This window comes from Saccharothrix sp. 6-C, from assembly GCF_016695385.1.
GTDB lineage: Bacteria > Actinomycetota > Actinomycetes > Mycobacteriales > Pseudonocardiaceae > Actinosynnema > Actinosynnema texasense.
This window is the reverse complement of the sequence record NZ_CP064192.1, coordinates 2,886,741-2,900,053: the sequence shown is the minus strand read 5'-3', so window position 1 is coordinate 2,900,053 and position 13,313 is coordinate 2,886,741. Positions and strand designations below refer to the sequence as shown.

Genomic DNA, 13,313 nt, shown 5'->3' with positions numbered 1-13,313 from the left:
CGCCATGACCGCAGCCCTGACCCGCGAAGCCGCCCTGGTCCACGACTTCTACCGGTTCGTCGACACCGGCGACGTGCCCGCGCTGGTCGCCATGTTCACCGAGGACACCACCTACCACCGCCCGGGCTACCCGCCGGTCGCCGGCCACGACGGCGTGGCGCACTTCTACACCAGCGTGCGGGTCATCAAGGAGGGCGAGCACCGCGTCGAGTCCGTGGTGCTGGAAGGCGACCAGGTCGCCGTGCGCGGGTCGTTCGAGGGCGTGCTGCGCGACGGCACGCGGACCAGCCTGCGCTACGCCGACTTCTTCACCCTCGCCGACGACGGCCGCTTCAGCAAGCGCGAGACGTTCTTCTTCGCCCCCCTCGTCTGATCCCTCCCCACCGAACGGAGCCCCGTCATGACCTCGCTGCTGAACAAGCCCGCCGCCGCGTCCCCCGGCCACGGCGCCGCGTTCACCCCGCACCTCTACAGCCTCAAGTACTCCCCCGACCTCGGCTGGCACGACGGCGACCTGCTGCCGATGGACAACCTGTCGCTGCACCCGGCCACCCTCGGCCTGCACTACGGCCAGGTGATCTTCGAGGGCATGAAGGCGTTCCGCCAGCAGGACGGCTCGGTGGCGGTGTTCCGGCCGTGGGAGAACGCGCGCCGCTTCAACCGGTCGGCCGCGCGGCTCGCGATGCCGTCGCTGCCCGAGCAGCTCTACGTCGACGGCGTGGACCGGCTCGTCGCCGCCGACCACGCCGAGCTGTCCGACCACCCCGACCACAGCCTGTACCTGCGCCCGCTGATGTTCGGCACGGACGCGAACCTGATGCTGCGGCCGTCGGAGGAGTACCTGTTCCTGGTGATGGCCTTCGTGGCGGGCGGCTTCTTCGGCGACGTGGTGCGGCCGGTGTCCGTGCTGGTGTCGCGCGACCAGGCGCGGGCCATGCCCGGCGGGACGGGCGACGTGAAGTGCGCGGCGAACTACGGGCCGTCGTTCGTGGCGCAGCGCAAGGCGCAGGAGGCCGGGTGCCAGCAGGTGGTGTGGCTGGACCAGGCCGAGCGCCGGTGGGTGGAGGAGATGGGCGGCATGAACCTGTTCTTCGTGCGCGGCTCGGGCGCGGGCGCGGAGGTGTTCACCACGCCGCTCACCGGCACCCTGCTGCCGGGCGTGACCCGGGACTCGTTGCTGCGCATGGCCGCGCGCCTGGGCTACCGGGTCGCCGAGCGACCGGTGTCGGTCGACCAGTGGCGGGCCGGGTGCGAGGCGGGCGAGATCACCGAGGTGTTCGCGTGCGGCACGGCGGCGGTCGTCACCCCGGTCGGCCGGGTGCGCGACGTGGACGGCGACTTCACCGTCGGTGACGGGGAGATGGGCCCCGTCACCGGCGCCCTGCGCCAAGCCCTGGTCGACCTGCAGCACGGCCGCGTGCCGGACGTGGACGGCTGGCTGCACCGGGTGGCCTGAGGCGACGGGCGATGCGGGCCGGGTCCACGCGACCCGGCCCGCCCCCTCGCCTGCACGGGCGGTGCCCGACCGGTAACGCAACGCGAGGGGCCGCCGATGACCACCGTGTCCCCGCCGTCGAGACCCGGAGGTCCCCGATGAACGCGAGCAAAGCCGCTGCCGCCGCCTGCCTGGCCGCCGCCGCGACGCTGTCCGGCGTCACCCCGTCGGCGAACGCGGCCGACGGGCAGCTCTGCCTGGTCAACGAGGTGGTGACCTTCAGCGAGCCGGTGACCGACACACCCAGGACGGTCGGCGTCACCGTCAACGGCCAGCTCTTCAACTGCGCCAACGGCGCCGCGGCCACCGGTTCCTACACCGAGACCGCCACGCTGCCGGACTACACCTGCACCGCGCTGTTCTACCAAGGCGCCGGGACGCGGGTCTTCTCGTGGACCGATCCGGCCGTGACGCCGAGCGCGTACTCGTACAACCGGACGTCCAGCCGGGTCGGCGCGAACATCGTCATCGTGCTGCTGGGCTCGATCAGCTCGGGCGCGTTCGCCGCGCAGCCGGCGAAGATGCAGCTGACCGCGCTGAACCCCGACCCGCTCAGCTGCGCCACCACCGGCGTCTCCCGGCTGTCGCTGGTCGGCGCACTCACCGTGGGGGTCTGACCGGCGAGCTGCCGCATCACCCGATCGAGACCACTCGACCACGTGGACGCAACCAAATGGTTGCGATAACCTCGCGACCGTAGGTTTCGCTACTCGCGAGGGGCCGTCATGGGTTTTCCTGATCGCATCGAACGGGTCGTGGAGATCGCGCAACCGCCGACCAGGGTGTGGGCGGCGATCACCACGGCCGAGGGGTTGGGCGAGTGGTTCGGCGATGAGGCGACGATCGACCTGCGCCCGGGCGGCGCCGCGCGGATGACCTGGTCCGGCGGCCCGACGGTCGAGCTGCGGGTGGAACGGGTCGAGGAGCCGACCGTGTTCGCCTTCACCTGGCCGGTCTTCGGCATGCCCGCCGACGACCCGCGCCGCACGTACGTCGAGTTCACCCTCGAGGAGATCGGCGCGGGCACGCGGCTCAAGGTCGTGGAGAGCGGGTTCGCGCAGCTGCCGGAGGACGGTCACGGCAAGGCGTACGACGCGCACAACCAGGGCTGGGCGAGCGAGTTGGGGGAGCTGGTCGACCACCTCGAACCCGCTTGACGTCGATGCCACCCGACATCGAGGCGGTGGCCGAGCAGGTCTTCACCGCCCTGGCGGACCCGACCCGGCGCGCCATCCTGGCGGCGCTGGCCGCGGGCGGCCCGGCCACGGCCACGGACCTCGCCGACCGCCTGCCCGTCACCCGGCAGGCGATCGCGAAGCACCTCGCCCTGCTCACCGACGTGGGCCTGGTGCTGGCGGAACCCGGCGAGCGGCGCCGGGTGCGGTTCCGGCTGCGCTCCGCGCCGATGCAGGTGGCACAGCAGTACCTGGCGTCGCTGGCGCGTGACTGGGACGGACCGCTCAGCGCGCTGAAGGACCACCTCGACCGCAGCGTCCCCACCGCGGTCCCACCGGATGCACCCGAAGACACCGCGGCTGATCACGGCCCGCCGACCCCGGCGGTGGGCGGGACCGTGCGCGTCACCCTGAAATTGGAAGGTGGACACCACCGATGAAGACACCTCCGATCGTTTCCGCGTCGGCGTGGGAGGACGCTCGCCAGGAACTGCTGGTGCAGGAGAAGGAGCTGACCCGGGCACGGGACGCGATGGCCGCGGCACGTCGGCGGATGCCGTGGTTCGAGGTGGAGAAGGAGTACTCGTTCGACACCCCGCACGGCCGGCGGAGCCTGCTCGACCTCTTCGAGGGCCGGCGGCAGCTGATCGTCTACCGCGCGTTCTTCGAGCCCGGCGTGCACGGCTGGCCGGACCACGCCTGCCCCGGCTGCTCGTTCGTGACGGCCGACCAGGTCGGGCACGTCGCCCACCTCAACGCCCGCAACACCACCCTGACGCTGGCCTCGCGCGCGCCGCTGGCCGACATCGAGCGGTTGAAGGCGCGGATGGGCTGGCGGATGCCCTGGGTCACCATCCTCGACGACTTCGACGCGGACTTCGGCGTGGACGAGTGGCACGGCACGAACGCGTTCATCCGCGAGGGCGACCGCGTGTTCCGCACCTACTTCATCAACGAGCGCGGCGACGAGGCGTTGGGCAGCACGTTCAGCTACCTCGACATGACCGCGCTCGGCAGGCAGGAGCACTGGGAGGACTCGCCCGAGGGCTACCCCCAGACCTCGGCGTACTCGTGGTGGAAGTGGCACGACTCCTACACCGACACCAGGCCCGTCGAGTGGTGGTCGACCGGGGCCGCCGAGGACGAGGGCGGGAAGGTCTCCGTCCAGGCGGCGGAGCACGGCGACTGCTGCCACTGACGGCCCGGCGGTGCGGGACGACCCGGGCGCGGGTCGTCCCGCACCGGGCTCGGCCTCCGACCCGACCGGACCCGCTCAGGACCGGACCCGGACCGCGCCGGATATCGCGGAAATATAGATTTCGGTAAACCGTCGCGCTATTCGCGCGCGCTCTCGCGGTGCGGCCGCGGGCGCCGGTACGGTGCGCCGATGATCGCTCCGGAATTCGTCGGAAAACGACTCGATCCCGTTGTGCTGGAAGTGCCCCGGGAACGGGTCGTCGCATTCGCGCGGGCCATCGGCGAGGACGCCGCCGTGCACGTCGACGTCGACGCGGCGCGCGCCGCCGGTCATCCCGAGGTGGTGCTGCCGCCGACGATGCTGTTCGGGTTGGAACTCGAGGCCCGCGGCGAGGGGTTGTTGGTCGAGATGGGACTCGACCCCTTGCGCGTGCTGCACGCCGAGCAGTCGTTCACCTATCACCGGAGCGTGCACGCCGGCGAGGAGTTGCGCTTCGAGAGCGTGGTCGCCGACGTTTACCGGCGGATGGGCGGACGGCTGGAGTTCATCGTGCAGGAGACGGCCGTGCACCGGGGCGGGGAACACCTGGCGGATTTGCGACAGGTGCTCGTCATCGAGGAAGGGGAGACCGCGTGAGCGCGCCGGCGGTCGGTGACCGGTTACCCGCGACCGAGGTGCCCGCGATCACCCGGGAGAAGCTTCGGGAATTCGCAGTCGCGTCCGGCGACGACAATCCCGTGCACCTCGACGACGACGCCGCGCGGCAAGGCGGGCTGGACGGAATCGTGACGCACGGGATGCTCGTCATGGCGCACCTGGGCCGCCTGGTCACGTCGTGGCCGGCGACGGGCGCGCTGCGGTCGTTCAAGACCCGGTTCACCGCGCCGACGCCGCTGGGCGCGCGGGTGACGTGCGGCGGGAAGGTCGCCTCGGTCGACGTGGCGGCAGGGACCGCGCGGGTCCAGGTGACGGCGACGCGGGACGACGGCGTCGTGGTCGCGCGCGGCGAGGCGGTCGTGGAGCTGGCGTCGTGACCAGGTCCGTGCTGGTCGTGGGCGCGAACCGGGGCATCGGCGAGGCGGTGGCGCGGGAGTTCCTGCGCGCCGGGGACCGGGTGGCGGGCACGCACCGCGGGTCGGGCGTGTCGGTCGACGGGGTGTTCGGGGTGGAGCTGGACCTGTCCGACGCCGAACGGGTGGCCGACGCCGTCGCCGAGGTCACCGCGCACCAGGGCGCGCCGGAGGTGGTCGTGCTGAACGCGGGCGTGACCCGCGACGGGCTGGTCGCGCGGATGCCCGAGGAGCACTACCGAGAGGTCATCGAGGTGACGCAGCTCGGCGCGTTCCGGGTCGCGCAACGGGTGCTGCCCGCGATGGCGAAGGCGCGGGCGGGGTCGATCGTGCTGGTCTCCTCGGCCTCGGCCCGCGCCGGGTCACCCGGTCAGGCGAACTACGCGGCGGCCAAGGCGGCGCTGGAGGGGTTCGCGCGGTCGGTGGCGCTGGAGTACGGGCGGCGCGGCGTGCGGGTCAACGTCGTCGCGCCGGGCCCGGTGGACACCGACATGGTCGCGGTGCTGACGGACCGGCAGCGGCAGGCTTTGATCGACCAGGTCCCGCTCGGCCGGCTGGCCCGGCCGGAGGAGATCGCCGAGGTGGTGCGCTGGGTCGCGGGCTCGACGTACGTGACCGGCGCGACGATCCCGGTCACGGGCGGCGGCGCGCTCGGCTGGTGAAGCCCTCGGGGGTACCGCGCGCTCGGCCGGACCTTCCTCACACCAGGTCGTTCTCCTGGGCGTAGATGGCGGCCTGCACGCGGGAGCGCAGGTCCAGCTTCGTCAGGATGCGGGAGACGTGGGTCTTCGCCGTCGCGCCGCTGATGAACAGCTCGTGCGCGATCTGGGCGTTCGACAGGCCGCGGCCCAGGCAGCGCAGCACGTCCAGCTCCCGCTCGGTCAGCTGGTCCAGGCGGCTGTCGAGGACCGGCTGGGTCTTCACCGGCGCCTCGGCGTAGGCCTTGATCAGCTTGCGGGTGATCTCCGGGCCGAGCACGTTCTCGCCCGCCGCGACCAGCCGCACCGCCTCCACCAGCCGCGGCGCGTCCACCGACTTCAGCAGGAACCCCGCGGCGCCCGCGCGCAGCGCGGCGAACACGTACTCGTCCAGGTCGAACGTGGTCAGCACCAGCACCTGGGCCACGCTGTCGCCGTGCAGCGCCTTCGTCGCGGCGATGCCGTCCAGGCCGGGCATCCGGATGTCCATCAGCACCACGTCCGGCCGCAGCGCCCGCGCCTGGCTGATCGCCGTCGCGCCGTCGCCCGCCTCCCCGACCACCTCGATGCCCTCGGCGTTGCCCAGGATCAGCACGAGGCCCGCGCGGATGGCCGCGTGGTCGTCCACCACCAGCACCCTGATGCTCACCGCTCCACCCCGGGCAGCGGCAGCACCGCGCGGACCTTCCAGGCGCCGTCGGCCGGTCCGGCGGTGAGCGAGCCGCCGACCGCCGCCGTGCGCTCCCGCATGTTCAGCAGCCCGGTGCCCAGGCCTCCCCCGTCACCGCCGTCGCACAGCTCGTTGACCACTTCCAGCACCATCTCGGTGTCGGTGCGGCGCAGGTCGAGGACGACGTTCGTGCGCGGTGCGTGCTTCATGGCGTTGGTCAGCGCCTCCTGGGCGATCCGGTACGCGGTCAGGTCGACCGCGGCGGGCAGCGGCTCGGTGTCGTCGTACTCCACCCGGACGTCCAGCCGCATGCCGCCCGCCTGCGCCGACTCGATGAGCCGGGACAGCTGGGCCAACCGCGCGGGAGCGGTCGGCTCGTCCGGGTCGGTGACGTCGGCGCGCAGCAGGTTGATCATGGCACGCATCTCGTCCAACGCGCTGACGCTGTTCTCCCGCACGGACTTGAGCACCACTCGCGTCATCGGGTCGTCGTCCTTCAACGACAGCGCGGCCTCGGCCTGGATGGCTATCGCGGACAGGTGCCCGGCGATGACGTCGTGCAGGTCACGGGCCATGTGCGCGCGTTCGGCGGCGACCGCGGCGGTCCGGTCCAGCTGGGCGATCTTGGCGAGCTGCCGGGTGTTCGCGCGCTCCACCTCGGCCATCCGCTGGTGCTGCCGCACGTTCGTCGCCCACCACACCGGGATCAGCAGGAACGGCAGCACGGCGAACGCGGCCAGCACCGTGGCGCGCCAGCCGGGCACCAGGAGCACGGTCGCGGTGATCGTGCTGATCGAGGTCAGCACGGCGATCGGCACCATGTCGCGGCTGAGCCGGCGCGGGCCGTAGAGCGTGGCCGCGTAGAGCAGGTCGGCGTACACGACGAGGGTCGGCGTGCTGACCCCGATGACGCAGTCCACGAACAGGAACGCCGTGCCCACCGCGAGGGCCGTGCCCGGCGCGATCCGGCGGAACGCCTCCACCACGCAGATACCGCCGAACAACAGCACCCGCACCCACGGCGGAATCTGGTCGTCGAGGCGGAACAACGGGTACAGGCCGGTGGCGAACAACACCGAGCCGACCAGCAACGAGCTGATCACGATGAGGGCGTCGTGCTGCCACTCCGGCAACTTCCGGAGCCCGGAGACGGCGCGAGTTATTCCGGCCTGCACCGCGCGATCACAGCACACGCCACCGCGGCTCGCATCGGCCGAAGTGATGACCCGTGATCGCTCCGACCGCCGATGCCGCGCACCCGCCCGCCTCGCGATGATGGTGTCACGGCAGGCGCACGGCCCGCCGACCACACCGAGAGGAGCGGATGTCACCATGAAAAGCGTGGCGGTAGCACTGGCGGTGGTGTCGGCTTTCGCGCTGAGCGCTTGCGACCCGGTCGCCGACGGGAATTCGACCGGCGACAACACCGATGAAGGCCGCACGACCCTGCTGTGCCACGTGGCGAACGGATGGATGTCCGCGAACCCCGACGGGAAGAGCGAAGCGGCCAGGACATTGGGTTCGGTAATCGACGACATCGCCGGGAACATGGACGAATCGTCGCGGGCTGCCAAGGTGTTGGCCGCGGCCCGCCAGTTGCTGTCGGACAAATCCGAGGACATCGCCGACGGCGCCGCGAAAATCAAGGAACTGTGCTGAGGGTGTGCCCGCGCCCGGCGAGGAGGACAAGTGGCTGAGGGCAAGGTGAACGACGGTCGGTGGGCCCCGTGGTGGGTGTACGTCGTCCTGATCGTCGGGTCCAACCTGATCAAGCAGTACTTCATCGGCGGCAAGGTGTCCGACGTGGCCAACGTCGCGATCACGGTGGCGATGGTCGGCGTGCTGATCTTCGCCATCACTGCGGTGTACCGGTCGATGGTCGCCACCCGGCGGCGGTGACGTCGACCGGGACTCGGCGGCCTCCCCTGGCCGCCGCGCGGTAGGTGGGACGGGCGCCCGTCCCACCTACCGCCTTCTCCTGCGCTCAGCGGGCCGCGACCCGGCGGTAGGCGCGCATGCTCAGCGGCACGAACACCGCCACGATCAGCAGCGACGACAGCCAGGCGTAGGCCAGCGCGTGGTCGTCGGGCCAGGAGCCGGACACGACGTCCAGCCCGGGCACGGTGTTGCCGAACAGGCCGCGCACCGCGTTGATCACCGCGGTCAGCGGGTTCCACTCGGCGATCACGCGCAGCGGTCCCGGCATGGACTCCTCCGGCACGAAGCCGGACGACACGAACGTCAGCGGGGTCAGCCAGATCAGGCCGGCGCTCTGCGCCGCCTCCGGGCTCGGCGAGACCAGCCCGATGAGCGCCCCGATCCACGACATGGCGAACGCGAACACCAGCAGCACCAGGAACGCCAGCACGGCGTCCAGGAAGCTGCCGCGCACCCGCCAGCCGATGAGCAGCCCGCACAGGCACGTCACGAGCATCGCCACGACGCTCACCGCCAGGTCCGACAGCGTCCGGCCGACCATCACCGACACGCCGGACATCGGCAGCGACCGCAGCCGGTCGATGAAGCCCTTGCGCAGGTCCGTCGACAGGCCGATGACGGTGAACGCGGAGTTGAACGCCAACGTCTGCACCAGGATGCCCGCCAGCAGGTACTCGCGGTACGCCGCGCCGCCGAGCAGGCCGCCGAACACGAACCCGAACAGCAGCACGAACATCACCGGCTGCACCACCGCGGCGAACGCCCAGTCGACGCTGCGCCGCACGTGCAGCAGGTTGCGCCAGGCGATCATCCAGCCGTCGACGGCGACCTTGGCCACTGCGGTCACGAGTCCTCCCCGTCCTCGGCGCGGTCGGTGAGCATCAGGAACACGTCGTCCAGCTTGGGCCGGTGCAGCGACACGTCGAGCACCCGCACGTCCAGCGCGTCCAGCCGCGTCAACGCCTCCATCAGCGTCTTCGGGCCGACGTGCACGAGCACGTGCGCCCGGCGCAGGTGCTCGTCCACCACGGGCTCGGCCGCGCCCACCTCGGCGAGCACGCCCGTCAGCGCGGGCAGGTCGGCGGAGTCGGCCACGACGATCTCCAGCCGTTCGCTGCCGACGCGGGCCTTCAGCTCGTCGGAGGTGCCCCGCTCCACCACCCGTCCCCGGTCGATCACCACGATCGAGTCGGCCAGTTGGTCGGCCTCCTCCAGGTACTGGGTCGTGAGCAGCACGGACGCGCCGTCGTCCACGAGCCGCCGCACCATCTCCCAGGTGTCGAGGCGGGAACGCGGGTCCAGGCCGGTGGTCGGCTCGTCCAGCACGACGACCGGCGGCCGGGCGACGAGCGCGCCGGCCAGGTCGAGCCGCCGCCGCATGCCGCCGGAGTAGGTGCGCAGCAGGCGGGAGGCGGCCTGCTCCAACCGGAACAGCGCCAGCAGCTCGCGGGCGCGGGCCCGCGCCTCGGTGGCCTTGAAGCCGTACAGCCTGCCGACCAGGTACAGGTTCTCGTACCCGGTCAGGCTCTCGTCCACGGCCGCGTACTGCCCGGACAGGCCGATGGAACGCCGCACGTCGGCGGACTGCGAGAGCACGTCGTAGCCGGCGACGCGGACGTCGCCCGCGTCCGGCCTGAGCAACGTCGTCAGCACCCGCACCATCGTGGTCTTGCCCGCGCCGTTGGGGCCCAACAGCCCCAGCACCGTCCCGGTGGGCACGGTCAGGTCCACGCCGTCGAGGGCGCGGTGCGCCTTGTACGACTTGACGACGCCTCGCGCCTCGACGGCTGCGGTCACCGTTCCTCCTCCGTGTGGTCGTCCGCCCCGACCGGGGTCTTGGGCGGGAACAGCGTCAGGCGCAGCGGGCCGCCGACGAGCCAGAGCGCGGTGACCGCGGCGAGCTGGATCTCGAAGTTCCACAGCTCGACCGTGCTCGGCCCGCCGATCAGGAACATCACCAGGGTCAGCGCGGACGAGACGGCCAGCGCCGCGAGGCAGCGCAGCCACATCGCCCACTCGTGGCGCTGCCGGGCCCGGCCGCGGCGCGGCGGTCGGGCCGGTCGCGGGCCGCCGGCGAAGCGGTGCGCGAACCACGCGTCCGCCCGCCGCACCAGGTGCGGCCCGAACGCCAGGCTGACGCCCAGGTAGGCCGCGGCCAGGCTGTGCGTCATGCCCGGCGTGCCGCCCGTGCGCAGGTCGACGGCGCACGCCACGACCAGCACCACGTCCACCACCGGCACGCCCAGCAGCAGCGCCCCGCCGAGGCGGGGCTTGCGCAGCGGGTACCGGGCGAGCAGCCCCAAGGCCAGCACGACCCAGAAGGCGATCTCGCACGCCACGATCAGGTACAGCACGACCGGGTCCTGCCCCGCCGCCTGCGCCAGGACCTCCCGCGACCGGACCTCTCCGGCCGAGGTCCCCCGGGCCTGCACCGCGAACCCCATCGCCCGTGATCACGATCCCGCCGGCGGGGACGGCGCCGCGACGGGGACGCCGGGGCGGTCCCCGATCACGTGCGCGCCGCCGTCGACGTGGACGATCTCGCCGGTCGTCGCGGGGAACCAGTCCGACAGCAGGGCCACGCACGCGCGGGCCACGGGCGTGAACTCCTGGTCGTCCCAGCCCAGCGGCGACTTGCCGTGCCACCGCTGCCCCTCGCGGCGGGCCGCCTCGTCGCCGCCCGGCCCGATGGCGACGGCCGCGGTGGTGCGCAGCGGCCCGGCGGCGACGAGGTTGACCCGGATGCCGTCACGGCCCAGGTAGGACGCCAGGTACCGGGCGCAGGACTCCAGCGCCGCCTTCGCCACGCCCATCCAGTCGTACTCCGCGTAGGCGTGCGAGGCGTCGAAGTCCAGGCCCACCACGGAACTGCCCGGCCCGAGCATCGGGCGCACGGCCCGCACCAGCGCCTGCAACGAGTACGCGGAGACGTGGAACGCGGGCGCCACGTCGTCCCAGCGCGCGGTGAGGAAGTTGCCGCCGAGCGCCTCGGCCGGCGCGTAGGCCACCGAGTGCAGCACGCCGTCCACGCGGTCCGCGTGCGCGGCCAGCCGTTGCGGCAGGGAGGCGAGGTGGTCGGCGTCGGTGACGTCCAGCTCCACCACGGGCGCGGGCGACGGGAGGCGTTGCGCGAGCCGTTCCACCAGCCGCACCCGGCCGTACGCGGTGAGGACGACGTTCGCGCCTTCCTCCTGCGCCAGGCGCGCCACGTGGTAGGCGATGGAGGACGGCGTGAGCACGCCCGTCACGAGCAGGGTCTTGCCCTTGAGCAGGTCCACGGCTCAGCTCTCCAGCACGTAGCCGTCGCCGGGGCGGTGGCCCCGGGAGCGGCGCAGGTCGGCGAAGACGAACGTGCGCTGCAACCAGCGGTCCGCGCCGTCGTAGCGCGGGGTGAACGCCGACCGGCCGTGCACGGTGACCCGGTTGTCGACGATCGCCAGGTCGCCCGCGGTCAGCCGCAGCGCGTTGAACGAGTTGTCGAACAGCTCGCCCAGCTCGGCCAGGGCCGCCACCGCGCGGTCGGTGACCGGCTCGGTGGCCGCCTGGTCCACGCACAGGTCGGGGTCGTCCGGGTCGCCGTGCAGCACGGCGCGCGGGGGCACCTCGCCGGACGTCGCGCCGAACGAGGGCGGCGGCGCGGTGACGAACTCCGCCGACGACAGCGCGGCGCGGGCCTGCTCCCCCAGCTTCGGCAGCACCTGGCGCGAGCACACCAGCCGCAGCTCGGCGATCCGCTCGTGGTCCGGGCGCACGCACCCCAGCAGCACGAAGTCGGGCCGGTGACGGTGGAACGCGTTCTCGGTGTGGAAGGTCAGGTGCGCCGACCCGACGTTGCCCTGCACCTCCTCCCTGCCCGGCACCGGCACCACGTTCTGCACCAGCGCGCCGGACTTCTCCGCGCGGAACGCGCCGGGGTCGCCCAGGCCGTGCGCCACGAGCACGAGCACGGCGGCGGACACCGTCGCCTCGCGCACCACGGAGCCCTCGGCCTTCGGCGTGGGCGGCAGGTTGTCCTCGTCCACGGGCAGGTTGCGCAGCAGCAGCGCGCCGCCCGTGCCGGAGTCGCGGCGGAACTCCTTGAGCGCGTGCCGCAGCGACGCGGGCGCGTCCTCCCACGCCCGGCGCGCCGCGGCCACCCACTCGGGGCTGTCGAGCCGCCCGCCCGCCACGTCGAGCAGGTCGCGGGCGATCCGGTCGAGCCACTCGTGCTCGACGGTGTCCAGCGTGGCGGTGGTCAGCGTGTCTTCGTTGGCCAACAACATTTCCCTCACCCTCAGTGAGTCGTCACCGGGCGGACCCGCCCGAGGTGCGCGGAGATCGCCCCGAGCAGGGCGGTCGGGTCGTGCCGGAAGTAGAAGTGGCCGCCGTCGAACGCGCGGTGCTCGCGCAGCTCGCCGGACGCCGCGAGGTCGCGCCACGCCTCGCCGCCGGCGGCGTCGACGTCCGGGTCGGCGTCGCCCCGGTAGACCACGAGCGGCGTGGCCACCGGGTCCGGCGCGGTGGGCGCGTACCGCTCGATGAGCCGGTAGTCGGCGCGGATCATCGGCAGCAGCAGCTCGCGCAGGTCGGGGCTCGCCAGCGCGGCGGCGTCGGCGCCGGACACCCGGCTGATCTCGGCGACGAGCGCGTCGTCGTCCCGGGTGTGCAGGTCCTGGGGCGTGCGGCGGTGCGGGGCGGTGAACCCGGAGGCCACGAGCAGCGCGGGCGGGTGGCCGCGCTGCTCGCACCGCCGGGTCACCTCGTAGCCGATGGCCGCGCCCATGCTGTGGCCGAACAGCACGACGGGCCGGTCGGACAGCGGCGCGAGGACGTCGGCGAGCACGTCGGCCATCGCCGCCATGTCGTCGACCGGCTCGTCGACGAGGCGTTCCTCCCGGCCGGGGTACTGCACGACGCGCACCTCGACCGACGCGGGCAGCCGCGCGCCCCAGTCGCGGTAGTAGCTCGCCGATCCGCCCGCGTGCGGCAGGCACACGAGGGTGGTCGCGGCCGACGGCCGGGGCGTGCGCGTGCGCAGCCAGCGGTCGGCGGTGGTCGTGGCCGCCATGCGCACCTCCTTGTCGTAGACG

The 13,313-nt window shown here is 72.8% G+C and carries 18 protein-coding genes and 1 pseudogene; 11 read left to right on the top strand and 8 right to left on the bottom strand.

Annotation, left to right across the window (positions count from 1 at the left end; all coding sequences use genetic code 11):
- Positions 1 to 4: 4 nt before the first annotated feature.
- The 9 genes and pseudogenes from IOD16_RS12905 to IOD16_RS12865 all read left to right on the top strand — a co-directional run bounded on the left by IOD16_RS12905 (position 5) and on the right by IOD16_RS12865 (position 5,600).
- Positions 5 to 373 carry a nuclear transport factor 2 family protein gene (locus IOD16_RS12905; RefSeq protein WP_201440234.1) on the top strand — a complete coding sequence of 123 codons (369 nt, stop codon included), beginning with the start codon at positions 5 to 7 and terminating at the stop codon, positions 371 to 373.
- Between the two features lie 27 nt (positions 374 to 400).
- Positions 401 to 1,456: a branched-chain amino acid aminotransferase gene (locus tag IOD16_RS12900; protein ID WP_201440233.1), complete on the top strand. Its 1,056-nt coding sequence runs from the start codon at positions 401 to 403 to the stop codon at positions 1,454 to 1,456.
- Positions 1,457 to 1,593: 137 nt separating this feature from the next.
- The gene (locus IOD16_RS12895; protein WP_201440232.1) at positions 1,594 to 2,112 is read left to right on the top strand and encodes a hypothetical protein; all 519 of its coding nucleotides are present in this window, start codon (positions 1,594 to 1,596) and stop codon (positions 2,110 to 2,112) included.
- A 108-nt stretch (positions 2,113 to 2,220) separates the two neighbouring features.
- The gene (locus IOD16_RS12890; protein WP_123742024.1) at positions 2,221 to 2,652 is read left to right on the top strand and encodes an SRPBCC domain-containing protein; all 432 of its coding nucleotides are present in this window, start codon (positions 2,221 to 2,223) and stop codon (positions 2,650 to 2,652) included.
- Positions 2,653 to 2,657: 5 nt separating this feature from the next.
- Positions 2,658 to 2,984 (top strand): annotated as a pseudogene (locus IOD16_RS12885) (metalloregulator ArsR/SmtB family transcription factor); the annotation flags it as partial.
- 122 nt (positions 2,985 to 3,106) lie between these two features.
- Positions 3,107 to 3,868 carry a DUF899 domain-containing protein gene (locus IOD16_RS12880; RefSeq protein WP_201440231.1) on the top strand — a complete coding sequence of 254 codons (762 nt, stop codon included), beginning with the start codon at positions 3,107 to 3,109 and terminating at the stop codon, positions 3,866 to 3,868.
- A gap of 189 nt (positions 3,869 to 4,057) precedes the next feature.
- On the top strand, positions 4,058 to 4,504 hold the full coding sequence (locus tag IOD16_RS12875) for an FAS1-like dehydratase domain-containing protein (protein ID WP_201440230.1): 447 nt from the start codon (positions 4,058 to 4,060) through the stop codon (positions 4,502 to 4,504).
- Complete coding sequence (locus IOD16_RS12870) at positions 4,501 to 4,902, top strand: MaoC/PaaZ C-terminal domain-containing protein (RefSeq protein ID WP_201440229.1); 402 nt, start codon at positions 4,501 to 4,503, stop codon at positions 4,900 to 4,902. The genes IOD16_RS12875 and IOD16_RS12870 overlap by 4 nt, the downstream gene beginning before the upstream one ends.
- Entirely contained in the window at positions 4,899 to 5,600 is a 702-nt protein-coding gene (locus tag IOD16_RS12865; RefSeq protein ID WP_201440228.1) for an SDR family oxidoreductase, read from the top strand. The genes IOD16_RS12870 and IOD16_RS12865 overlap by 4 nt, the downstream gene beginning before the upstream one ends.
- Before the next feature lie 37 nt (positions 5,601 to 5,637).
- Here the strand turns inward: IOD16_RS12865 and IOD16_RS12860 are convergent, their stop codons facing one another.
- Together IOD16_RS12860 and IOD16_RS12855 are read right to left on the bottom strand one after the other, a co-directional pair.
- On the bottom strand, positions 5,638 to 6,285 hold the full coding sequence (locus IOD16_RS12860) for a response regulator (protein ID WP_123742030.1): 648 nt from the start codon (positions 6,283 to 6,285) through the stop codon (positions 5,638 to 5,640).
- Positions 6,282 to 7,439: a sensor histidine kinase gene (locus IOD16_RS12855; protein ID WP_236594943.1), complete on the bottom strand. Its 1,158-nt coding sequence runs from the start codon at positions 7,437 to 7,439 to the stop codon at positions 6,282 to 6,284. Before IOD16_RS12855 ends, IOD16_RS12860 begins: the two co-directional genes overlap by 4 nt.
- Before the next feature lie 208 nt (positions 7,440 to 7,647).
- Here IOD16_RS12855 and IOD16_RS12850 point away from each other — a divergent pair, with 208 nt between their 5' ends.
- The gene (locus IOD16_RS12850; RefSeq protein WP_148088700.1) at positions 7,648 to 7,965 is read left to right on the top strand and encodes a hypothetical protein; all 318 of its coding nucleotides are present in this window, start codon (positions 7,648 to 7,650) and stop codon (positions 7,963 to 7,965) included.
- A 30-nt stretch (positions 7,966 to 7,995) separates the two neighbouring features.
- Positions 7,996 to 8,205, top strand: coding sequence for a hypothetical protein (locus tag IOD16_RS12845; protein WP_123742033.1), 210 nt, complete (start codon positions 7,996 to 7,998; stop codon positions 8,203 to 8,205).
- Positions 8,206 to 8,290: 85 nt separating this feature from the next.
- Here IOD16_RS12845 and IOD16_RS12840 read toward each other — a convergent pair whose 3' ends face one another.
- From IOD16_RS12840 to IOD16_RS12815, 6 genes are read right to left on the bottom strand one after another with little or no spacing between them, the layout of a single operon-like run.
- Positions 8,291 to 9,091 carry an ABC transporter permease gene (locus IOD16_RS12840; protein WP_123742034.1) on the bottom strand — a complete coding sequence of 267 codons (801 nt, stop codon included), beginning with the start codon at positions 9,089 to 9,091 and terminating at the stop codon, positions 8,291 to 8,293.
- On the bottom strand, positions 9,088 to 10,041 hold the full coding sequence (locus IOD16_RS12835; RefSeq protein WP_201440226.1) for an ATP-binding cassette domain-containing protein: 954 nt from the start codon (positions 10,039 to 10,041) through the stop codon (positions 9,088 to 9,090). Before IOD16_RS12835 ends, IOD16_RS12840 begins: the two co-directional genes overlap by 4 nt.
- The gene (locus IOD16_RS12830) at positions 10,038 to 10,688 is read right to left on the bottom strand and encodes a hypothetical protein (protein WP_236594942.1); all 651 of its coding nucleotides are present in this window, start codon (positions 10,686 to 10,688) and stop codon (positions 10,038 to 10,040) included. The genes IOD16_RS12835 and IOD16_RS12830 overlap by 4 nt, the downstream gene beginning before the upstream one ends.
- A gap of 9 nt (positions 10,689 to 10,697) precedes the next feature.
- Positions 10,698 to 11,522, bottom strand: a complete 825-nt coding sequence (gene fabI / locus IOD16_RS12825) for an enoyl-ACP reductase FabI (RefSeq protein WP_201440225.1) — start codon at positions 11,520 to 11,522, stop codon at positions 10,698 to 10,700.
- Positions 11,523 to 11,525: 3 nt separating this feature from the next.
- Positions 11,526 to 12,500 (bottom strand): TauD/TfdA family dioxygenase, encoded by a 975-nt coding sequence (locus IOD16_RS12820; protein WP_236594941.1) that lies wholly within the window; start codon positions 12,498 to 12,500, stop codon positions 11,526 to 11,528.
- Between the two features lie 17 nt (positions 12,501 to 12,517).
- The gene (locus IOD16_RS12815; RefSeq protein WP_123742038.1) at positions 12,518 to 13,291 is read right to left on the bottom strand and encodes a thioesterase II family protein; all 774 of its coding nucleotides are present in this window, start codon (positions 13,289 to 13,291) and stop codon (positions 12,518 to 12,520) included.
- Positions 13,292 to 13,313: the final 22 nt, after the last annotated feature.

What these genes read in the sequence shown, in the direction of transcription:
- IOD16_RS12830 (WP_236594942.1), bottom strand. Translation starts at nt 10,688, where the DNA reads ATGGGGTTCGCGGTGCAGGCCCGGGGGACCTCGGCCGGAGAGGTCCGG.
- IOD16_RS12905 (WP_201440234.1), top strand. Translation starts at nt 5, where the DNA reads ATGACCGCAGCCCTGACCCGCGAAGCCGCCCTGGTCCACGACTTCTAC.
- IOD16_RS12815 (WP_123742038.1), bottom strand. Translation starts at nt 13,291, where the DNA reads ATGGCGGCCACGACCACCGCCGACCGCTGGCTGCGCACGCGCACGCCC.
- IOD16_RS12890 (WP_123742024.1), top strand. Translation starts at nt 2,221, where the DNA reads ATGGGTTTTCCTGATCGCATCGAACGGGTCGTGGAGATCGCGCAACCG.
- IOD16_RS12900 (WP_201440233.1), top strand. Translation starts at nt 401, where the DNA reads ATGACCTCGCTGCTGAACAAGCCCGCCGCCGCGTCCCCCGGCCACGGC.
- IOD16_RS12895 (WP_201440232.1), top strand. Translation starts at nt 1,594, where the DNA reads ATGAACGCGAGCAAAGCCGCTGCCGCCGCCTGCCTGGCCGCCGCCGCG.
- IOD16_RS12875 (WP_201440230.1), top strand. Translation starts at nt 4,058, where the DNA reads ATGATCGCTCCGGAATTCGTCGGAAAACGACTCGATCCCGTTGTGCTG.
- IOD16_RS12880 (WP_201440231.1), top strand. Translation starts at nt 3,107, where the DNA reads ATGAAGACACCTCCGATCGTTTCCGCGTCGGCGTGGGAGGACGCTCGC.